The 20,724-nt window shown below is 68.9% G+C and carries 21 protein-coding genes; 5 read left to right on the forward strand and 16 right to left on the reverse strand.

Annotation, left to right across the window (positions count from 1 at the left end):
* Positions 1-457 precede the first annotated feature (457 nt).
* The 14 genes from DKM19_RS02670 to DKM19_RS02735 all read right to left on the reverse strand — a co-directional run bounded on the left by DKM19_RS02670 (position 458) and on the right by DKM19_RS02735 (position 13,667).
* Positions 458-2,044, reverse strand: coding sequence for a cellulase family glycosylhydrolase (locus tag DKM19_RS02670; RefSeq protein ID WP_110694336.1), 1,587 nt, complete (start codon positions 2,042-2,044; stop codon positions 458-460).
* Positions 2,045-2,287: 243 nt separating this feature from the next.
* Positions 2,288-3,661, reverse strand: a complete 1,374-nt coding sequence (locus tag DKM19_RS02675; protein WP_110694337.1) for a GntP family permease — start codon at positions 3,659-3,661, stop codon at positions 2,288-2,290.
* A 1-nt stretch (position 3,662) separates the two neighbouring features.
* Entirely contained in the window at positions 3,663-4,349 is a 687-nt protein-coding gene (locus DKM19_RS02680; RefSeq protein WP_204358628.1) for a gluconokinase, read from the reverse strand.
* 480 nt (positions 4,350-4,829) lie between these two features.
* Positions 4,830-6,236 (reverse strand): serine/threonine-protein kinase, encoded by a 1,407-nt coding sequence (locus DKM19_RS02685; protein ID WP_162641242.1) that lies wholly within the window; start codon positions 6,234-6,236, stop codon positions 4,830-4,832.
* Positions 6,223-7,284 (reverse strand): LacI family DNA-binding transcriptional regulator, encoded by a 1,062-nt coding sequence (locus DKM19_RS02690; protein ID WP_369987866.1) that lies wholly within the window; start codon positions 7,282-7,284, stop codon positions 6,223-6,225. The genes DKM19_RS02685 and DKM19_RS02690 overlap by 14 nt, the downstream gene beginning before the upstream one ends.
* Positions 7,285-7,332: 48 nt before the next feature.
* Entirely contained in the window at positions 7,333-7,848 is a 516-nt protein-coding gene (locus tag DKM19_RS02695; protein WP_239514052.1) for a GNAT family N-acetyltransferase, read from the reverse strand.
* A gap of 228 nt (positions 7,849-8,076) precedes the next feature.
* A complete protein-coding gene (locus tag DKM19_RS02700) occupies positions 8,077-8,403 on the reverse strand; it encodes a DUF2516 family protein (protein ID WP_089211722.1) in 327 nt (108 codons plus the stop codon).
* A gap of 497 nt (positions 8,404-8,900) precedes the next feature.
* Positions 8,901-9,341: a hypothetical protein gene (locus tag DKM19_RS02705; protein WP_110694340.1), complete on the reverse strand. Its 441-nt coding sequence runs from the start codon at positions 9,339-9,341 to the stop codon at positions 8,901-8,903.
* A gap of 3 nt (positions 9,342-9,344) precedes the next feature.
* Positions 9,345-9,872 carry a helix-turn-helix domain-containing protein gene (locus DKM19_RS02710; RefSeq protein WP_089211720.1) on the reverse strand — a complete coding sequence of 176 codons (528 nt, stop codon included), beginning with the start codon at positions 9,870-9,872 and terminating at the stop codon, positions 9,345-9,347.
* Positions 9,873-10,084: 212 nt separating this feature from the next.
* Complete coding sequence (locus tag DKM19_RS02715; protein WP_110694341.1) at positions 10,085-11,005, reverse strand: M56 family metallopeptidase; 921 nt, start codon at positions 11,003-11,005, stop codon at positions 10,085-10,087.
* Positions 11,002-11,370 carry a BlaI/MecI/CopY family transcriptional regulator gene (locus DKM19_RS02720; RefSeq protein WP_089211718.1) on the reverse strand — a complete coding sequence of 123 codons (369 nt, stop codon included), beginning with the start codon at positions 11,368-11,370 and terminating at the stop codon, positions 11,002-11,004. Before DKM19_RS02720 ends, DKM19_RS02715 begins: the two co-directional genes overlap by 4 nt.
* A gap of 61 nt (positions 11,371-11,431) precedes the next feature.
* Positions 11,432-11,950 (reverse strand): GNAT family N-acetyltransferase, encoded by a 519-nt coding sequence (locus DKM19_RS02725; protein WP_110694342.1) that lies wholly within the window; start codon positions 11,948-11,950, stop codon positions 11,432-11,434.
* 185 nt (positions 11,951-12,135) lie between these two features.
* The gene (locus DKM19_RS02730) at positions 12,136-12,927 is read right to left on the reverse strand and encodes a class I SAM-dependent methyltransferase (RefSeq protein WP_204358629.1); all 792 of its coding nucleotides are present in this window, start codon (positions 12,925-12,927) and stop codon (positions 12,136-12,138) included.
* A gap of 2 nt (positions 12,928-12,929) precedes the next feature.
* Complete coding sequence (locus tag DKM19_RS02735) at positions 12,930-13,667, reverse strand: SDR family NAD(P)-dependent oxidoreductase (RefSeq protein ID WP_110694343.1); 738 nt, start codon at positions 13,665-13,667, stop codon at positions 12,930-12,932.
* A 74-nt stretch (positions 13,668-13,741) separates the two neighbouring features.
* Here DKM19_RS02735 and mshA point away from each other — a divergent pair, with 74 nt between their 5' ends.
* The 3 genes from mshA (at position 13,742) to DKM19_RS02750 (ending at position 16,832) form a co-directional block, all read left to right on the forward strand.
* Positions 13,742-15,049, forward strand: coding sequence for a D-inositol-3-phosphate glycosyltransferase (gene mshA, locus DKM19_RS02740; RefSeq protein WP_110694344.1), 1,308 nt, complete (start codon positions 13,742-13,744; stop codon positions 15,047-15,049).
* Between the two features lie 371 nt (positions 15,050-15,420).
* On the forward strand, positions 15,421-15,900 hold the full coding sequence (locus tag DKM19_RS02745) for a YbjN domain-containing protein (protein ID WP_110705445.1): 480 nt from the start codon (positions 15,421-15,423) through the stop codon (positions 15,898-15,900).
* A gap of 188 nt (positions 15,901-16,088) precedes the next feature.
* Entirely contained in the window at positions 16,089-16,832 is a 744-nt protein-coding gene (locus DKM19_RS02750) for a phosphoglyceromutase (protein WP_110694345.1), read from the forward strand.
* 145 nt (positions 16,833-16,977) lie between these two features.
* Here the strand turns inward: DKM19_RS02750 and phoU are convergent, their stop codons facing one another.
* Positions 16,978-17,637: a phosphate signaling complex protein PhoU gene (gene phoU / locus DKM19_RS02755; protein ID WP_110694346.1), complete on the reverse strand. Its 660-nt coding sequence runs from the start codon at positions 17,635-17,637 to the stop codon at positions 16,978-16,980.
* A 158-nt stretch (positions 17,638-17,795) separates the two neighbouring features.
* On the opposite strand from phoU, the gene DKM19_RS02760 reads away from it, so the two are divergent.
* Both DKM19_RS02760 and DKM19_RS02765 read left to right on the forward strand, forming a co-directional pair.
* Positions 17,796-18,977: a cell wall metabolism sensor histidine kinase WalK gene (locus DKM19_RS02760; RefSeq protein WP_089211735.1), complete on the forward strand. Its 1,182-nt coding sequence runs from the start codon at positions 17,796-17,798 to the stop codon at positions 18,975-18,977.
* Positions 18,974-19,663, forward strand: a complete 690-nt coding sequence (locus tag DKM19_RS02765; protein ID WP_089211711.1) for a response regulator transcription factor — start codon at positions 18,974-18,976, stop codon at positions 19,661-19,663. The genes DKM19_RS02760 and DKM19_RS02765 overlap by 4 nt, the downstream gene beginning before the upstream one ends.
* 303 nt (positions 19,664-19,966) lie before the next feature.
* On the opposite strand, the gene DKM19_RS02770 is transcribed toward DKM19_RS02765, so the two are convergent.
* Positions 19,967-20,578, reverse strand: a complete 612-nt coding sequence (locus DKM19_RS02770; RefSeq protein ID WP_110694347.1) for a copper chaperone PCu(A)C — start codon at positions 20,576-20,578, stop codon at positions 19,967-19,969.
* Positions 20,579-20,724: the final 146 nt, after the last annotated feature.

The following is a 20,724-nucleotide window of genomic DNA, read 5'->3' on the forward strand; positions in this document are numbered from 1 at the left end:
GTGTCCCGGGTTACGCCGATGTTTCATGTGCCACACCCCCAGGCTGCTGTGATCCGAACGGATGATTTTGCCGATTTTGAAACTTTCAGGCCGAGCGCTTGCTTTGTTTCGGAAGCGGATGATCTCCGCCCACCGGATCGGGCGGCCTTCAACGGCCGGGACGATCCCCGGGCCGCCGGACGGGCGGCCCGTTCCCGTGAGCGGGAACCGTCAGGGGGCCACCTTCGGGCGGCCCGCCCGGTGCGAGCGGGCACCATTCGGCCACCGAAAAGGTGACTTTCGGGCGGCCCACCCGGTGTGAGCGGGCGCCGTCCGGCCATCGAAGAGGGTGAATTTCGGGCGGCCCGTCCGGTGCGGGCGGGAACCGTCCGGTCGGGACCTCCGGGCGGCCCCTCCGATCGCCGGAGGAGACCCGTCCTCAGCCGCCGGAGCGGGTGACGCTGGAGGAGATCCGTCCTCAGCCGCCGGAGCAGGTGACGCCGGAGGGTTGTCCCTGGGGGCCGTTGGCGGTGAAACCGATGACGACCGACTGACCGGCGGGAAGGTTTCTGGCCCAGTCGGGCCCCTTCGCCGTCCAGTTCGTCCCGCTGACCGTGACGACGGCGTTCCAGGCGCTGCCGAGCGTCACGCCGGACGGCATGGTCCAGGTGGACGTCCAGTTGTTCAGCGCCGAGCCTCCGGTGTTCTTGACCGTCAGTTCGCCCTGGAAGCCGCCCTGCCAGGAGTTGGTGAGCTTGAACGCGGAGGTGCACGAGGTCGGGGCGGGCGTGGGAGTGGGAGTGGGAGTGGAGCCGCCCCCGCCTCCGCCGCCGCCGCCGACCGGCGGGATCAGGTAGGGCTGGAGGATGTCCTGCTTGTCCTGGTTGATCGAGGTCCAGTCGTCCTTGGCGATGCCACCGGTGTCACCGGAGTTGGGATTCCACGACCAGTAGGTGAACGACATGCCGTTCACCCCGGTGCCCGTGTACTTCATCAGTTCCTGGAGCCAGACCTTGTCCACGGGTGCCTGGAGCGTGGTGCCGAACTCGCCCATCATGATCGGGGCGATGTTCTGCTTGTAGAGGTAGCCCCAGTACTTGTCCCAGATCGCCGGCATGTTCGCCGGATAGTTGGGCGCGTCGAACCACGTCTGGTGAAAGACCGAGGTGGCGTACTCGTGGGGAGAGTAGACCAGCCGGTTCGCCACGTTGAGCCGTACGGGGAACTGACCCGCCTTGGACAGGTTGCCGCCCCACCAGCCGCAGTCCTCGTCGTTGCTGGGATCGTTGTCCCAGACGTTGGACAGGCCGCCGCTCGGGCAGCTCACGCCCTCGACGAAGATCAGCCAGTTGGGGTTGACCGACAGCACCGCGTTGCCCGCCCGCTCGGCGGCCAGCCGCCAGTCGCGCGTGGTGTCACCGCAGCCCCAGCAGGCCCCGGTGGCGGCCGGGTTCGTGCCCTCGGCGTGCGGTTCGTTGTGCAGGTCGGCGCCGATGACGGTGGTGTTGCCCGCATACCGCTGGGCGAGCATCTTCCAGTCGTCGATCCACTTGCTCTCCGGCGTCGCGGCGACGTACCAGAGGGCCGACTGCCCGGCGGCGGTCGGGCGGTGCCGGTCGAGGATGATCCGCATGCCCTTGCTGCCCGCGTAGTCGATGACCTTGTCGAGGATCTGCAGCGGGGTGTTGCCGACCAGGTCGGGGTTGACGAAGTCGTTGATGCCGGTGGCCACCGCTCCGGGCTTGAGGGCGTCGTTGGAGAACGGCACGCGGAGGGTGTTGTAGCCGAGCGAGGCCATCTTGTCGAGCTGGCCCCTCCACGGGTTGCTCGCCCACAGGCCGTGGAACGTCTTGTTGTCGGTCTCCATGCCGAACCAGTTGATACCGGTCAGCCGTACGGTCGCCCCCGTGCTGTCAATGATCTTGTTTCCGGAAGTGCTCAGGTAGCCGGTACCGGTTCCGCCCGCGGCAGCCGCGGGGGAGGAACCGAGCGCGACCGCCAGCGCCGAGGTGGTCACGAGCGCCGCGAGCGCCGCCGACCACCTGCGAACACGCAGGACTTTCATAAAAGATGCCCTTCGGGGACGGGATCTGTTCACGGGACGGGGTCCCGCGATCGAAAGTGCGGCCGGTCGCGTTCGTCATGCTTCGGCGCTCACCCGGTGCGCGTCAACCGTCCGACGGGCCCCTCCCCGCCTCCGGAAGCACGCGCGACCCCCTCTAGCTCGCCCTGTACGGTTCCCGCCCCGGCGTCCGGGTCATGAAAGTTTCATGGAACCTGAGTGATCGTTCGTGGCCCGGACGGAGCCCTAGAAGAACACGTCCAGCACCAGGACCAGCACCAGCCCGGTCACCGAGATGATGGTCTCCATCACCGACCAGGTTTTGATGTTCTGGCCCACGGTGAGCCCGAAATACTCCTTGACCAGCCAGAAACCCGCGTCGTTGACGTGGGAGAAGAACAGCGAGCCCGCACCGATGGCCAGGACGAGCAGCGAGGTCTCCCCGGTGCTGAGATTGGCGACCAGCGGGGCCAGGATCCCGGAGGCCGTGACGGTCGCGACGGTCGCCGATCCCGTGGCGAGCCGGATGAGCACGGCGACCAGCCAGGCCAGCAGCAGCACCGAGAGCCCGCTGTTCTCCACCCAGCCGGCGATGAGGCCGCCGATTCCGGTGTCGATCAGGGTCTGCTTGAAACCGCCTCCGGCGGCCACGATCAGCAGGATGCCCGCGATCGGCGGCAGCGCCTGCTCCAGGGACTTCGCGATCGCCTTCCTGTCCATGGCGGCACCGCGACCGAGGGTGAACATCGCGACGATGACGGCGATCAGCAGGGCCACCAGCGGGGTGCCGAGGAAGTCGAGCACGGTGCGGGCGGCGTTCCCCTCGGGGGCGAGGATGTCGGCGAGGGCCTTGCCCATCATCAGGACGACCGGCAGCAGCACGGTGGCCAGGGTGACGCCGAACGACGGTCGCCGGGCGTCCTGCGCGGCGGGCGGAGCGTCGTAGAGCTCCGGCGCCGGGACGTCCACCCACCGGGCGGCGTACTTGGCGAACAGCGGCCCGGCGATGGCCACCGTGGGAAGGGCGACGAGCACGCCGAGGGCCAGAGTGAGACCCAGGTCGGCCTTCAGCGCGTCGATGGCGACCAGCGGTCCCGGGTGGGGAGGCACGAGTCCGTGCATCACCGACAGGCCCGCCAGCGCGGGGATTCCCACGCGGATCAGGGACAGTCCCGAACGCCGTGCGACCAGGAAGATGACCGGCATGAGCAGGACGAGGCCGATCTCGAAGAACATCGGCAGGCCGATCAGCGCACCCACCGCGGCCATCGCCCAGGGCAGGGAGCGAGGGCTCGACCGTCCGACGATCGTGTCGACGATCTCGTCGGCCCCGCCGGAGTCGGCGAGCAGCTTGCCGAACATCGCTCCGAGCGCGATGAGCGTGCCGACGCCGGCCGCCGTACTGCCGAACCCGCTGGTGAAGGCGTCGATGGTGTCGGTCAGCGACAGACCCGCGATGATCCCGACGACCAGCGAACCGAGGGTCAGGCTCAGGAAGGGGTGCAGCTTGTAGTACGTGATCAGCAGGACGATCAGCGCGATGCCGATGAGCGCCGCGGGGATCAGCCGGCCGGGGGAGACCGAGTCGGGTGCGGCGAGTGCGATCAGGACGGTGCGCATGTCACGCTCCTGGGTTGGCTGGGCTCTCGGGGCCCGATTCCGGATCGGCGGGGGGTGCCGAGTGCGACGGCGTTCCGGGAGGTGACGCCGGGTGTGGTTCCGTTCGCGAGAGCGGCTGCCGGGGTGATCCGGCCTGGAGGGGCGGTGACGGCGTCCGGAGGGACGGCGCCGCGGCGAGATAGGCCTCCACGAGCTCGTCGACGGGCCTGCCGAAGTCGAGGATGATCCCACCCTCGTCCGGTTCGAGGGGCTCCAGGGTGTCCAGCTGCGAGTTGACCAGCGAAACCGGCATGAAGTGCCCCGGCCGGTTGGCCACCCGCCGGCGTATGACCTCGGCATCGCCGTCGAGATGCACAAAAATCACCGCAGGCGCCGGAGCTCGCAGGATGTCGCGGTAACTCCGCTTGAGCGCGGAGCAGCTCATCACCCCGCCGGTGGCGGCGTGTTCGGCGAGCCAGGAGCCGACCGACCGCAGCCACGGCAGCCGGTCGGCGTCGTCGAGCGGGATGCCGGCCGACATCTTGGCGACGTTGGCCTCGCCGTGGAAGTCGTCGGCGTCCGCGAACGGCACCCGCAACCGCTGGGCGAGAGCGGCGCCCACGGTGCTCTTGCCCGAACCGGTCACGCCCATGACAACAAGCAGCGGCGCGGCGGAGACCGGATCGGCGGAGTTCGGGGCGGAGTCCATCGAAAATGCCTCTCGTGTCGAGCTTCGCGACGGCGTCACGTGCTGCATCTCATGTAACCAGCTGATGATCAGCCATCGCGGCGTCGGCGTCATCGCCCTGCCCATGGCTTCTGTCTCGTCACATATTTCGCGAAAGTTTCATCACTCCCACATCCGACGTGTTCGTATAAAAGAAGTGATTCCCCAGGTGGGGCCCCCGAACGCAGGTCGGCAGGGTAGTGGGAGATCGGTGCCCGCCTTGCGCATTCCTCGGAGATCACGATTATGGGAGCGCTCCCACACCGTTTCCCGGAAAGAGTCGTCCATGAGACATCGCCTGCGTGATCGCCGTCCCGGGCCGGTCCACCCGGCTGCGGTTCCAACGGCACCCACGCCGGTGCGGACCCGTCCCCGCGGGCCCTCACCCTCGACGACCCGCACCCTCGGCTGATCCATGGAGCGACGGCCGCCGGTCATCCCGGAGGCCGCCGTCCGCGGCGCTCACCCGGCCAGCGCGACCGATACGAACATGAGCTGCCTCTCCAGCGCGTGACGGAGCTCGTCGGGCAGGGAGCCCTCCCGGTGCCGATCGGCGATCTTCCCGCGGATCGGGGTGAGATCGCGCGAGCAGCAGACGCTGTTGGCCAGCACCTGCCGCAGGTCCAGGGCCACGTCCGGGCGGATCCTGCCCTCGCCTTCCCCCTTCGCCAGCAGCGCGTTGAAGCGCTGGACGCTCCGGTTGAGGCTCGGCGTCGACGAGGGGATCACCTTCGATCCGGAAGAGGTCTCCGTCGCCCGTTGCTCATGAGCGGTGGTCCGTGGCTCCGAGGGGGTGGTCCGTGGCTCCTGAACGGTGGGACTGGGAGAGGGCCGGGTGAAACCGGGATCGGGAGTCATGGCCGGTGCGGAGTGCGAGGCGTCGGAGGTGAGGGCCATGGGAGGGAAGGACCGGCTGCCCGCGGGGTTGGCGAGCTGGTTCCACACCAGGGCCCCCGCGAGCATCACCACGACCGTCGCCGCCACCGCCACCGCCCAGCTTATGATCTTGGTCTCGGCGGGCCTGCGGGCCGCGGCCAGGAACTCGGTCAGGCCGTCGGCCACCTCCTGGGCCTTCGGCCGCGTCTCGGGCCTGTGCGACAGGCAGATCCGGCAGAGCGTTCCGATCCCGGGAGGCAGGCCCGGGACGCAGATCGCGGGCGGAGGTCCCTCCCGCCGGACGTTCTCTATTTCCTCCCAGGTCCGTTCGGGGTACGGCGGGCTGCCGGTGAGCATCTCGAACAGCAGCACGCCGAGCGCGTAGACGTCGCTCGCCGGTTCCGCGGTCGTGCCGGTCAGCCGTTCGGGCGCCACGTAGGGAGGGGTGCCGTAGTCGGAGGTGGCGTCGTCGTCGTCCTCCCCGATGAACGCCGCGATGCCGAAGTCGAGCAGCTTGGCGCCCGCCGCGGTCAGCAGCACGTTCTCGGCCGTGACGTCCCGGTGGACGATGCCCCTCTCGTGGGCGGCGGCCAGCACGGTGGCCAGCCTGGTCGCGATCGTCGCGGCCTCCATCCACGGGAGCGGGCCCTCGGATATCCGGTCGGACAGGGGGCGCCCCTCCAGCAGGCGCATCACCACGTAGGCGGCGAGGCGACCGTGCGGGGTCACGGTCTCCCCGTAGTCGTAGACCTCGATCGCGTCGGGATGGATGAGACGGGCGGTGGCGCGGGCCTCGCGGCGGATGAGCTCCCGGCCCCCGCGATCGGAGCCGAGCTCGCCGTCGAGCAGCTTGACCGCGACCATCCGCTGCAGCGACTGGTCGAAGGCACGCCAGATCACGCTCATGCCGCCCCACGCGATCTGCTCCATCAGCAGGTATCTGCGGGTGAGCACGTCTCCCGAGCGGAGTCCGCCGAGTTCAGGCTGACTCACGGACTACCAGCTCTGTGGGCAGCACGGGGTTGTTCACGGGAGTGTCGTCCGCGCTCATCGAGAGCAGCAGCAACCGGGTGGCGAGCGCCGCGAACTCCTCCACCGGCTGGCGCACGGTGGTGAGCGTGGGCGAGGTTCGCCGGGCGATGGGGGCGTCGTCGAACCCGATGACGGCCACGTCTTCGGGCACCCGGCGGCCGGTGCGGCGCAGGGTCTGCAGGGCCGCCGCGGCCATCACGTCGGAGGCGGCGAACACGGCGTCGACGCCTGGCATCCTGCGCAGCAACCACTGCATGCCGTGCACGCCCGACGCGTGGCTGAAGTCGCCGTAGGCGACCGGCACGCCGGTCATCCCGGCCAGGGTGAGCGTCTGCATGAAGCCGTCGAGCCGGTCCCGCGCCGCGGGCAGGGTGGGCGGTCCCGCGATGACACCGATGGACCGCCGGCCGCCGAGCAGGAGGTGTTCCGCCGCCTGCCTGCCGCCGTCGCGGTTGTCCATGTCGACGTGGGGAAGGTCGATCCCGTCCGGCGGGCGGCCCGCGCTCCGTACGGGAATGCCCGAGGCGGCAAGCGTCACCACGAGCGGGTGTCTGTCCCGCGCGCTGATCAGCAGGACACCGTCGATTCCGCCGGCGACAAGCGGCGGCGTGGCGATGGTGGAGGTGGCCGCCGTGGCGGTCATCACGGCGAGAGGCACACCGTGACCGGTGAGCACCTCCTCCGCCGCAGTGATCATCCTGGCGTAGAAGGGCTCGGTGAACAGCCGGTGGGCCGGCTCACAGACCACTATCGCCACGACTTGGTCGGATCGCCGTCCGGCTCCGCCTCGGGGAGCGCGGTGTCGTACGTAACCTAGACGCGAGATTGCGTCATGCACCTGCCTACGAGTCGATGTGCTGACTCTGACTGAACCGGTGATCACCCGGGACGCAGTGGCGGGGGAAACCCCTGCTTCCGCGGCGACATGGGCGAGTGTGGGTAGATCGGCCATAACTTCCTCCACACCAAGATTCCGCACAGGTGGGAGCGCTCCCAATGAACGTAGCATTGTTTCGAGAGTGTCAAAAGATGTTTCCGAAAAATCACTACATGGGTGTCAGACTTCCTTGACACCCCAGTCAGGCGCAAGGGCCGACATGATGATCGAATCGTGCCACCGGTCTCCCTGGCGGAGCGCGTCACGACATACTCCCTCTTCAACAAAGCCGGCCTTGCGATAAACGTGGACGGCTCGTTCGTTGAAATCGAAGACCTCGAGGCTGATGCGGTGCAGCGAGGTGGAGGTGAAGGCGTGGTCGACCACGAGCCTGATCGCCTCGCTGCCGTACCCCTTGCCGAACGCGCGGGGACCGACCAGGGCGATGCGCAGGTTGCAGGAGAGGTTGTGGACGTCAAGCTCGTTGAGCACGACCTCGCCGACGTAGGAGTCGTCCTCGGCCGTGCAGATCGCCAGGTCCAGCCGGTCGTCGTGATCACCCCGTGAGCCGTACCACTGCTTGGTCGTCTCGTAGTCGGGCTGCCCGTGGGACCCGGTCAGCCGTACGGTCTCCGGGTCGTTGATGAGCTCCCAGAGGCCGTCGACATGCTCGGGGCCGACGGGCCGGAGTGTCACGCGCTCTCCGGACAGGGTGGGTTTGTTCGCGAACATCATTCGGTGTGTCTACCGGCCCAGGTCTCCCAGGGCAAGGGGGTTGACCCACCGGTCTGTTGACCGGTCGATCCACGAGTTGATTCACCGGTTGGTTCGCCGATCGATCAACCGGTCGTTCATCGTTCGTTCACCGGTTGATTCATCGGCGAATTCGCCCGTTCGTTCACCGGCCGATGCGCCGGCCCGCATTCACCAGGGACCGTAGGGGCCCTGGTTCCCGCCCTTGCCGATCCCCTTCACGGCGGGGCGCACGTCGGCCAGGTAGATGCCCGCGGCGATGACGGACGCGATGGTGAAGATGCTCAGCGGGTCGATGAACCCCACGGCGGCGGAGAATCCGAACAGCGTCGCCAGACCCAGGATGATCATCCACAGGTTCTTGGTCTGCTTGCCGGTGACCGCGAAGGCGCGAGCCGGAGTCTTGACGGCGTGAACGAGGGCCCAGACCGCCAGGGCGAACACACCGATGGCCAGGGCCGTGAAGATCAGGCCCAGAACGCCGTACACCGGGATCATCGTCTCTCCCAAACGCTTGCCTCAGGTAGTTCTCATCAGCCTAATGCCGAAAATCCCGTTCGTGGTGTCCTCGGTCCGGCGTGCTCGATCCGATACGGGATCGATGGGCGCGCCCAGGGACATAGCGGTCAACAGGGGACGCGGATGCCGAGCGGGGAAAGCCTCGCGCCCGGCGGCATGGTCGGGCGCGAGGACCCGGCACGGACCCGTGAAGTCGCGGACGACAGACGGGAAGACCACGTGCCGGGCGCGGCGGTCCGGTACGGGATCCGCGAAGTCGCGGACGACAAGCGGGAAAGACCCCGTTCCGGGCTCGGCGGTCCGGTGCGGACCCGCGAAGCCGGGGGCGCCGGATGTGAAAGACCCGCCCCGGTGCTGCCGGGACGGGTCTTCTGCGCCGGGGGGTTCGCCCCGCCGCGCCTCGTGGAGGCCTTTCACGCGCGAGGGCACCGGACCGGGCCCCGCCCGCCGGGTCACACGCGTTCGGACGGCGTGGATCAGGCCTTCGGCGTGGTGCCGGACTTCGGGGTGCGGGCGCGGTTGTTCTTCTTGGGCACCGCGTTGGTGCGCGGGGGCGCGGAGGCCTCGGAGACCTCTTCCAGCTCGCGGGCGGCTCCGCCGCTCGCCTTGGAGACGATCTTTCGGCCGTGGGTGGCGAACTCGTCGTAGAGCTTGGTGGCCTTGTCGGCGACCTGGTCGGCGTAGACGCGCGCCTTCTCGGGGAAGTGCTGGGCGTAGACCTCGGCCTTGCCGGCGAGCTCCTTGGCCTTCTCGGGGAGGTCCTTGGCGACCTCGCGGATCTCCTCGCTGCGCCCCTGCAGCTTCTGGATCCGCTCGGGAAGCTTGCGAAGCTCCTTGACGGCCAGGTCGCCCGCGCCGGCGACGGCGTAGAACGGCTTGGACTTGACGAGCTTCTCGACCTCGGTGGCGATGGGCATGGGTTAACCTTCCTTGGTTTCCTGTGTGACGTGACCGTTGCTCGGGGGAGTCTCGTAGGGCTTCAGCGCGCTGAGATATCCCTTGGGCAGTGGTGCCTCGTCGTCCGGCGAGGAGTCCGCGTCATCGCGCGGGGGCTCCGGTGCGGGGTGCGCTTTCTGGGAGGTCTGCGCATCCTCATCCGGAGCCTCGGCCCGGTTCTCCTTGCGAAACGACTCATAGATGTCGATCAGCACCTGGCGCTGGCGCTCGGTGATGAGATGGTCGGCCCTGATCGCTGTCAGCACGTCGCTGTCCGGCTCACGTGCTTCGATGAGGCCGGCCTGAACGTAGAGGGCCTGCGATGAGATCTGCAGGCCCTTGGCGATCTGGTTCAGGATTTCCGCGCTGGGCTTGCGCAGTCCCCGCTCGATCTGGCTGAGGTAGGGGTTGGAGACCCCCGCCGTGGCGGCGAGCTGGCGCAGAGAGATCTTCGCCACCGTGCGCTGCTCGCGGATGTACTCGCCGATCGAGCCGACCTTGGGTAGTGCCATGTCTTCAGTCTGCACGACGGTGCTTGCAATTGCAAACACAATAGCTAACAGTTGCAAGCATTTGGGAGTGAGATTAACGAGGGATCTGCTGGTCAACGAGGGATTGGTACAGGGACCGTGAAATTTGACCGGGTTTCCGGTCGCTGCCCTGCCGAAGCAACCCCTGCGAGTCGGCGGACCCGGCGATCACAGGTGGTCGGCGCATCGGCCGGTCAGTGAGGGATCAGCCAGAGCAGCGGGGCGGAGGAGGTCAGCGTGATGGAGAAGAAGACGATGCTGTAGCGGACGCCGACGGGCAGGGCGGGGCCGGGGGTGATGAGGCGCTCGACCCTGGCCATCACCGCGGAGGAGCCGGTGGCGCCCAGGGCTCCGTGCGGGGCCGGCACGGAGCCCGCCGTACCGAAGCGGAGGAGCGCGGTGGCCAGGCGGCGCGGGGAGCAGTATCGGCGGGCGACGTCGTCGGCGGCCATCTCCACCAGCAGGCTGACCTCGCTCTGGGCATCCCTGACCACCCGTGACCAGGGCAGAGCCCTGCGCAGTGCGGCGAACGGCAACAGCACCAGGTCGTGCCGCTCGCGGACGTGGGCGGCCTCGTGCGCGAGCACCGCGGTCAGCTCGGCCGAGGAGAGCAGCTTCAGGGTGCCCTCGCTGACCACGACCTGGGACCGCAGGCCGGGCACGCAGTAGGCGGCGGCGCCCGGGTGGTCGAGCACCCGCACGCCGGGGACCACGGGATCCTCGCGGGCGATCAGGGCGAGGAGGGCACGGTGGCGGTGCCGGGCGCGGGATGTCTGCGCGCCCGCGGCGAGGAGAACCACGATCAGTACGGCGAGCGCGGCCAGACCGGTGATGAGGGCGAGGATCCTCGGGGGGCCGTACGGCTCGGGCGGGCCGTGCCCGCCGAGCGCGGAGGTGAAGAACGCGTGGAGCCCGTTCAGCACACCCAGGCCATAGGGCGAGAGGGCGTAGGCGAGCAGCGCGCCGGTCCCGGCCAGACCCCAGGTCACCCCCAGCGCCTGCCACAGGACGATGGCCACGTGCGGAGCGCGGTAGGGCCAGCGCGCCCGGGTGAGCCGCCAGGCTCCGACCGTGCAGACCAGGGCGAGGGTCGCCAGGGCTGCAGCGGTCATCACTCGTCCTCCAGCTCCGTCTCCAAGCCCGTCAGGGCCTTGCGCAGGATCTCGGCCTCGGTGCCGGTGACGGCCTGGGCGAACCGGGTGAGGGCCGCCGACCGATCACCGGTCAAATCCAGTGCTCCCAGCATAAGCTCCGCGATGTACGCATCGCGGCTCTCCGCCGGTTCGTACCGCCATGCGCGGCCGTCGCGAGTGCGGACCAGGAAGCCCTTGCGGGTCAACCGGTCGAGCACCGTCATCACCGTGGTGGGCGCGAGGTCCCGGTCGGCGATCAGGCGCCCGACCTCCCGCGCCGTCACAGGGGATGGCTGTGCCCAGATGACGTCCATAATGCTGCGTTCCAGCTCGCCCAGACCTTTCACACAACCAAGCCTAACTCCCGCACCACGAGGGGTAGTACTACGGGTTGTCGAGTGATATGCGTCACAAATGTTTCACCATGTAGATGCTGTCGCGTTCGTCGCCGTCGGCGAGGCGGATCGACCGGGGGATACGGCCGACCTCGATGTAGCCCTGACGAGCGTAGAAACCCTCGGTTCCGGTGCCGCCGCGGACGGTCAGGTGCAGTGCGTCGAGGCCCAGATCCCGGGCGGCGACGTCGGCGGCACGGAGGAGGTCGGCCCCGTAGCCCCTGCCCTGGTGTTTGGGATGGACCATAACGCGCAGGAGCCAGCGCCAGTGCGCGTGCAGCCACGACCCGGAGTCGGCCAGGATCAGCCAGCAGGCGACCCGGTCCTCCGCGTCGAAACCGACCAGCAGGTGGTCGAGGCCGCCGCAGCGTTCGAACGAGGAGACCGCCGTCTTCCTGATGTCGTCGGCGGTGACCGGTGGCACGAACCCTACGGCTCCGCCCGCGTTGGTCACGTCGGCCCAGCAGTCGATGAGTTCGTCGGTCAGCTCGGTGGTGAGTTCGGGGCTCACCACAAAGCGCAGTTCGGCCATGCGGGGGATTTTATCCGGGGGCTCGAAAGAGACGGCGGCCGGGGACGAGGCCCGGGGGAACGGTGGCCGGGAGCTGGGACGCGAGGGAAACGGCGGCTGTGACCGGGGCACGTCGGAGATGGCGGCCGGGAGATACCGGGAACGGGGATGAGGTCTGGAGGAAACGGCGGGGATCGAGGTTCGGATCATCTGGGGGTGACGGCGGACCACGGGAGGGTGATCTCGCCGAGCCGCCACCGGGACCGCCCGCCCGACGGGGGATGCTCCGCCACCGGCCAGGTCCCGGCGAGCGTCTCCGCGGAGGCGATCCAGCGCTGGCGTGAGCCGTAGGAGCCGAGGGGGGCGTTGACCGCCCAGGCGTGGTCGAAGTCGCGGAGGAAGGCGTGGATGGGCTCGCCGGGGACGTTGCGGTGGATCAACGTTTTGGGCAGTCGTTCCGCGAGGTCGGACGGGCGGGTGAAACCGTCGAACCGGGCGGAGAGGGTGAGGGTCCGGGGTCCTGAGCGGTCCAGCGTGGCCCAGACCGCGCGATGGCCCACTTCCGAGCAGGTGCCCTCGATGATCACTCCGTTCGGGGCGACCCGCTCCCTGAGCATCGCCCAGTAGCCCCACGCCTCGGCCTCGCCGTACTGCCTGAGCACGTTGAACGCCCTGATCACCAGCGGAGGCCGGTCCACCGGCAGTTCGAATCCGCCCAGCGCGAAGGACAGCCCCGGGCGTTCGTACGGCTTGGCCGCCGCCACCCTGGCCGGGTCGATCTCGATGCCGACGACCTCGACCGACGGGCAGACGCCGCGCAGCCGCAGGAACATCTCCAGCGTCGTGGTGTGTGAGGCGCCGTAGCCGAGGTCGACCACCAGCGGGCGGTTCGCGCCGCGCAGGAGCCGGCCGTGGACGCCCGCGATCCATCGATCGGCGCGCCGCAGCCGGTTGTGTCCCGTCGTCCCCCTGGTGATCTCCCCGATCGGCTTCGGCACGATCAGACGCGGTGGATCTTGTGCTGCGCGGCCTGGGCGCGGGGGCGGATGACCAGGCGGTCGATGTTCACGTGGGCGGGGCGGGTCACGCACCAGGAGATGGCGTCGGCCACGTCGTCGGCGGAGAGCGGGTCGGGAACGCCCTGGTAGACGCGGTCGGCGGCGGCGGAGTCACCGCGGAAGCGGTTGAGGGAGAACTCCTCGGTGTGGACCATGCCGGGGGCGACCTCGACGATCCGGACCGGCTTGCCGACCAGCTCCAGCCTGAGCACCTCGGTCATCGAGGTCTGGGCGTGCTTGGCCGCGTTGTAGCCGCCGCCGCCCTCGTAGGAGACCAGCCCGGCCACCGAGGTCAGCATCAGCAGCACGCCGTCCCCCGAGTCGATGAGGCGGGGCAGCAGCGCCTGGGTGACCCGCAGCGTGCCGAGCACGTTGACGTCGTACATCTGCTGCCAGTCGGCCACGTCCCCGCTCGCCACCGGCTCCAGGCCGACCGCGCCGCCGGCGTTGTTGACCAGCACGTCGCAACGGTCCAGCGAGGCGGCGAACGCGTCCACCGACTCCTGGGAGGTAACGTCAAGGGTCGCCGCGCGGATCCCGGGCACCTCGGCGGCCAGTCTGTCCAGCCGGTCCCGGCGCCGCGCCGCGGCCACCACGTCGAAACCTTCGGCGGCCAGACGGCGTGCCGTCGCCTCCCCGATGCCACTGCTGGCGCCTGTCACCACAGCTGTCCTGTTCATGGCACCCAATCCTGCCAGGGCCACGGGGTATTAGCCCCGTGTGTCCGGATGACGGGAATGCCGCGAACAAGTGGTTGGTTGTAGCCCGTTCGGAGGTGGTGTCGGTGAGGCGACGGCGGGTCAGCCGAGTCGCGACGATCAGTATGCACACGTCCCCCCTGGATCAACCCGGGACGGGAGACGCGGGCGGCATGAACGTCTATATCGTCGAGGTGGCCAAGCGTCTGGCCGAGCTCGGAGTGGAGATCGAGATCTTCACCCGGCAGACCGCACGTGATTTACCACCGGTCGCCGAGATCGCTCCCGGCGTCTGGGTCCGCCACATCACCGCAGGTCCGTACGAGGAGCTCGACAAGGGCGATCTGCCCGGCCAGCTCTGCGGGTTCCTCTCGGGAGTGCTGCGCACCGAGGCCATGTACGAGCCGGGCCGGTACGACGTGATCCACTCTCACTACTGGCTGTCCGGCCAGGTGGGCTGGCTGGCCAAGGAGCGCTGGGGCGTGCCGCTGGTGCACACCATGCACACCATGGCCAAGGTGAAGAACCTCCTGCTGGCCGAGGACGACAAGCCCGAGCCGACCGCCCGCGTGCTGGGCGAGCAGCAGGTCGTGGAGGTCGCCGACAGGCTGGTGGCCAACACCCCGACCGAGGCCCAGGAGCTCGTCGATCTGTACGGCGCCGCCCCCGACCGCGTCGAGGTCGTCAACCCCGGAGTGAGCCTCAGGGTCTTCCAGCCCGCGTCCAAGGGCGCGGCCCGTCACCGGCTCGATCTGCCGCAGGACGCCCACGTGCTGCTGTTCGTCGGCCGCGTTCAGCCGCTGAAGGCCCCGGACGTGCTGTTGCGCGCCGCGGCCCGGATGCTCATCGACGACCCCTCGCTCCGGTCGAGGCTCGTCGTCGCCTGCGTCGGCGGCCCCAGCGGCAACGGCCTGGCCCGTCCCTCCTACCTCACCGACCTGGCCGCCTCGCTGGGCATCTCGGACGTGGTCAGGATCGTTCCACCGGCGCCCCAGTACGAGCTGGCCGACTGGTACCGCGCCGCCGACGTGACCGTCGTCCCCTCGCACAGCGAGTCGTTCGGCCTGGTCGCGCTGGAGTCACAGGCCTGCGGCACCCCGGTCGTCGCGGCCTCCGTGGGCGGGCTGCGCACCGCCGTACGCGACGGGGTGTCCGGTGTGCTCGTCGAGGGGCACGATCCTCAGGACTGGGCACAGGTGCTCACCAAGTTCGTCCAGCGGCCCGCCTGGCGGGAGACGCTGGCGACGGGGGCGGTGGCCCACGCCGCGGCCTTCGGCTGGTCGGCCACCGCGGCACGGCTCGCCGAGGTCTACGCCGGGGCGATGGCGAACCTGCACCGGATCCCCATCGCGGTCAACTCGTAAAACGCGTCCCGATCGCGGCCGGTCCGTGAAGCGGGCTCTGGCCGCGGCCGGTTCGCGAAGTGTCCCGATCATGGTCGGCCCGCGTGGCGCGTTCCGGCCGTGATCGGCTCGTAAAGCACGTCCTGGCCGCGGCCGGCTCGTGAAGCGTTCCGATCATGGCCGCTCCGCGTGGCGCGTTCCGGCCAGGGTCGGCTCGTAAGCGCGCCCTGGCCGCGGCCGGCTCGTGGGCGGGTCTCCGTCGCGTCAACTCGTAAGCTGTGGGCATGGGTGAGGCGGCTGTGGGCATGGGGATGGAGAGCCGGTCCCCGAGCGGCAATCGAGAGCCCGTCCACGAGGAGCGAGAGCCGGTCCACTATCGAGAGGTCGGTCCCGTGAGTGAAGCGATCGAGGCGGCGCTGAAGGGCGCGGAGGTCTCCTTCGAGCAGCCCAGGCCCGGAGCCTTCCTGGCGAAGCTCCCCGGCCAGCACAAACTCGCGACCATGGTCTGGCTGATCGTCGGAGACCAGGTCCTGCACGTGGAGGCGTTCTTCTGCCGCCAGCCCGATGAGAACCACGCGGAGTTCTACCGCTGGCTGCTGACCAAGAACGGCTCCATGTACGGCGTGCACTTCGCCCTCGATCCGGTCGGCGACGTCTACCTCGTGGGCCGGATCCCGCTCGAGGCGATCTCCGAGGAGGAGATCGACCGGCTCCTCGGGTGCGTCCTCACCTACTCGGACGAGGGATTCGACCGCGCTCTGGAGCTGGGCTTCGCCTCCTCGATCCGGCGGGAGTGGGAGTGGCGGGCCAAGCGGGGCGAGTCACTCGCCAACCTCCAGGCGTTCGCCCGATTCGCCGACCCCGGGCGTTGAGCCGCCCCTGGGGTTGCGCCGCCCCTGGGGGTTGAGCCGCTCCGGGCGTTGAGCCATCTCTGAGGGTTGAGCCGTCCCTGGGAGTTGAGCCATCCCTGAGGGTTGCGCCGCCCCGGGCGTCGAGCCGGCCGCAGGGGTTGAGCCGACCCCGGGCGTTGAACGGCCGCGCACTAAGCTAGCTTGCTTCCATGTCGACTTTGGTGCTGTTGCGGCACGGTGAGAGCGAATGGAACGCAAAGGGCCTGTTCACCGGCTGGGTGGATGTGGGGCTCTCGGCCAAGGGCGAGGAGGAGGCGCGACGCGGCGGACGGCTGCTGGTCGACGCCGGAGTGCGGCCCGACGTGGTCCACACCTCCGTGATGACCCGGGCGATCCAGACCGCCAATCTCGCACTGGGCGCCGCCGATCTGCTCTGGCTGCCGGTCTCCAGGTCCTGGCGGCTCAACGAACGCCACTACGGTGCGCTCCAGGGCAAGGACAAGGCGCAGACGCGCGCCGAGTTCGGCGACGAGCAGTTCATGCTCTGGCGTCGTTCGTACGACGTCCCCCCGCCCCCGATCGCTGACGACGACGAGTTCTCCCAGGCCGGTGACGCTCGGTACGCGCTGCTTCCGGGCGAGCTGATGCCGAGGACCGAGTGCCTCAAGGACGTCGTCGGGCGCATGCTGCCGTACTGGTACGACCAGATCGTGCCGGAGCTCGCGGCGGGCAAGACCGTTCTGGTCGTCGCGCACGGCAACTCGCTCCGGGCCCTGGTCAAGCACCTGGACGGAGTCAGCGACGAGGATATCGCCGGGCTCAACATCCCCACGGGCATCCCGCTCCAGTACGACCTGGACGGCGACTTCCGCCCGACCACCAAGGGCGGCCGGTATCTCGACCCCGACGCCGCCGAGGCCGCCATCGAGGCCGTGGCCAACCAGGGCAAGTAGGTCCCGCAGGCCTCCGGGTAGATCCCAACGGGGAAAACGGAAGCGGAAAAGGAGAAGGGCCCGCCGGCTCGGCGGGCCCTTCTCCTTCGCGACCCCGAGAGGCCCAGGGCTCTGGATGTTCACAGCACCCGAGGGGCCGGAGACTCTAAACGGTGGTGATGTCCTGCGGCCGGGAGCCCGTCACCAGGTAGACCACGTCGTGGGCGACGCGGACCGCGTGGTCGGCGTAACGCTCGTAGTAGCGGCCGATCAGCGTCACGTCGATGGCCGGCTCGACGCCGTACTTCCAGTCCTTGGCCATCAGGACCTTGAACAGCCTGCGGTGCAGCTTGTCCATCGCGTCGTCGTCGGCCTCAAGCTCCATGGCCGTGTCCACGTCGCGCGAGGCGATGCAGCTGCCGGTCTTGGTGATGAGGCGCTCGGCGATCTGGCCCATCTCCAGGATGGTGTCGCGGATCTCCGGCGGGATCGCCGACTCGGGGTGGCGCAGCCTGGCCACCTTCGCCACGTGCTCGGCGAGGTCGCCCATGCGCTCGAGGTCGGTGCCCATACGCAGGGCGGCGATGACCATTCGGAGGTCCACCGCCACCGGCTGCTGCCTGGCCATCAGTTCGAAGATCGATGTCTCGATCTCCGCGAAGATCCTGTTGACCTCTTCGTCCTGGGAGATGACGCTTTCGGCAAGGTGGAGGTCGGCGTCCAGAAGGGCGGTGGTGGCCCGTGAGATCGCCGACCTGACGAGGCGGGTCATCTCAACCAGTTGTTCGGTGAGGGCATCAAGTTCGTCGTGATAGGCATCGCGCATGAAAGCCACCGTATGTGCGAAACAATGAACGAACCTCGACCATAAAGTGAACTTTATGGGAAAGGCCTTGGTCATAGCCCCTGAGCTGCCCCGAAACCGAAAACACCCACCTACCATCAGGGACGTGAAGCCTACAGGAGGACCACGTGAGTGAGCTGATGGCGAGCCTGGCCGCGCTGGCCGGTTTTGTCGTGGGAGCACTGGCCGTGATGGTCGTCCGCCAGAACGTGGGACAGAGGCAGGTCATGACACCGACAGACGATGTCGAGCCCGGCGCGTTGCCCCAGGGCGTCGCCTCGGTGCTGGCTGTGCTGCCGTCCTCGGCGGTCGTGCTCGACAAAGAGGACCGGGTACTGCGGGCCAGTTCGGCCGCACGCGCGTTCGGGCTGGTCAAAGGCGACCACCTGATGGCGGCCGAGTTGCTCGCGATGGCCAGGCAGGTACGCAGGGACGGCGAGATCCGCGAGAGCGAGATCGAGGTGGCCGGGCACAAGTTCGGCCAGGAGTCGACCAACTTCGCGGTGCGGGTCGCACCGCTGGGTTCGTACGGCCAGGTGCTCGTGCTCGCCGAGGACCAGACCGAGCACCGGCGGGTCGAGGCGGTCCGCCGTGACTTCGTGGCCAACGTGAGCCACGAGCTCAAGACGCCGGTGGGTGCCCTGTCCCTCCTGGCCGAGACCATTCAGGACGCCGCCGACGACCCCGAGGCGGTCACCCGGTTCGCCGGGCGTATGCAACACGAGGCCGCACGACTCACCTACCTCGTCCAGGACCTCATCACCCTCTCCCGGATCCAGGGAGCCGAGCCCATCCCCACCCCGGGTCCGGTCCCGATCGACGAGGTGGTGCACGAGGCCATCGACCGCTGCAACACCACGGCGGCGGCCAAGGACATCACCCTGGTCGCGGGGGGCGTCGAGGGCCTGCAGATCTGGGGCGACGACGAGCTTCTCGTCACCGCGTTGCGAAATCTCATCGACAACGCGGTCGCCTACAGCCCCGAGCACACCCGGGTCGTGGTCAGCGCACGCGCGGCGGGCGCTCACACCGAATCGGTCGAGATCAGCGTGAGCGATCAGGGGATCGGCATCCCCGAGAGCGCTCAGGAACGAATCTTCGAACGGTTCTTCCGCGTCGACGCCGCCCGCTCGCGGGCGACCGGTGGCACGGGCCTCGGCCTGGCCATCGTCAAACACGTGGCCGCCTCTCACAACGGCGCGGTCACGGTGTGGAGCAAGGAAGGCTCAGGCTCCACTTTCACCCTCCGCCTGCCCGCCTTCGGCGGCATGGCGGTAGCCGCACCTGGCACTACTACGATCCCCCTGGAGGCCGCGCAGTGACTCGCGTGCTTGTTGTCGAGGACGAAGAATCGTTCTCTGACGCCCTGTCATACATGCTGCGCAAGGAGGGCTTCGAGGTCGTGGTGGCCGGCACCGGCCCCGAGGCGCTGGAGACCTTCGACCGCACCGGCGCCGACCTGGTGCTGCTCGACCTGATGCTTCCCGGCCTGCCCGGGACCGAAGTATGTCGCTCCCTCCGTCAGCGCTCGAACGTGCCGGTCATCATGCTGACCGCCAAGGACAGCGAGATCGACAAGGTCGTCGGGCTGGAGCTCGGCGCGGACGACTACGTGACCAAGCCCTTCTCCTCCAGGGAACTGGTGGCCCGCATCCGCGCGGTGCTGCGCCGCCAGGGTGACGTGGAGGAGCTGGAGACGGCCGTACTGGCCGCGGGGCCGGTCCGGATGGACGTCGACCGGCACATCGTCGCCGTCCGCGGTGAGCAGGTGCAGCTCCCGCTCAAGGAGTTCGAGCTGCTGGAAGTACTGCTGCGCAACGCCGGCCGGGTGCTCACCCGGGGCCAGCTCATCGACCGCGTCTGGGGCGCCGACTACGTGGGCGACACCAAGACCCTGGACGTCCACGTCAAGCGGCTGCGCGCCAAGGTCGAGGCCGATCCCTCCAACCCCCGCTGCATCCTGACCGTCCGGGGCCTGGGCTACAAGTTCGACCCCGCCGAGGCCTGAGACCCCGGGCGGGTCCGGTCCTGAGGCGGGCCTTCGGGCGTTCGCGCGCCCGGGGCCCCAGGCGGGTCCGGCCCCGAGGCGGGCGTTCGCGCGCCCGGGGCCTGAAGCCCGTGGCGGGTTCCGGTCGCGAGGCCTGAGGCCCTCAGGGCGGCCCGGCCGCGAGGTATGAGGCCTTTGAACGGCCCCGGTGGTCTCGGATGGCCTGGGGCGACCCCCGGGCCCACGGTGGTTCTGACAGACCGAAGTCGGCGACTCTTTCGAAGAGCCGCCGACTTCGGCGTTTCTGCTTTGGCGGGGTGCGCCCTACTCGTCCATGCCTTCCATGGAGTGCCCCATGTCCTCCATGGAGTCGGTGGAAGCGGAGGCGGAGGCGGTGGGCGTCGGCGTGGGAGCCGCACTGACACCCGGAGCCTGCGGCAGGCTGGTGAACTCGCGGCTACGGGTGATGACCGGAATCGTGAGGGGGACGAGCCCCGCGTTGGCGAACTGCAGCTGCACCTGGATGCTCTCGCCACCCCTGAGAGGCTTCTTCAGCCCCTCGATCAGGATGGAGGGAGTGGGGTTGCCGATGCTCACCCGCGTCTGAACGGGAAGCGTCACCGGAGAGCTCACCTTCGCGGTGCCCAGGGCGGAGTCGACCCCGATGCCGACGAGCTGGTCGGGGGCTTGGTTGGTGTTCACCACGGACAGGTAGAGCGGCGTCGCCGCACCCGCGGCGATCGTCGTGCCGGAGTCCGGGCCCAGGAAGAAGGCCTGGGAGATGTTGATTCCCTTCGCCTGGGTCGTCAGAGCCTCGGTCGGCGCGTAAGGCTGGTTGGTGATCGCGTCGGATCCGGCACCGCAGCCGGCCAAGGCCGGGGCGGCTGCGAGGAACGCGGCGGCGGCGATCACCCGGTGACGGCTGATGCGGGTCACGGTGCGAGTTCTCCTTGTCACACATGAGGTAGGGCAAGGGCAACCCTATCCGTCGCGATTCCCGGGTTTTCCGGTGGCCCACCTGATCGCCGGAAGACGAGGAACGCAGGTCATAGGTGCTTTTTAGACCTTTGATTCATACTGTT

The organism is Streptosporangium sp. 'caverna' (assembly GCF_003203775.1).
GTDB lineage: Bacteria > Actinomycetota > Actinomycetes > Streptosporangiales > Streptosporangiaceae > Streptosporangium > Streptosporangium subroseum.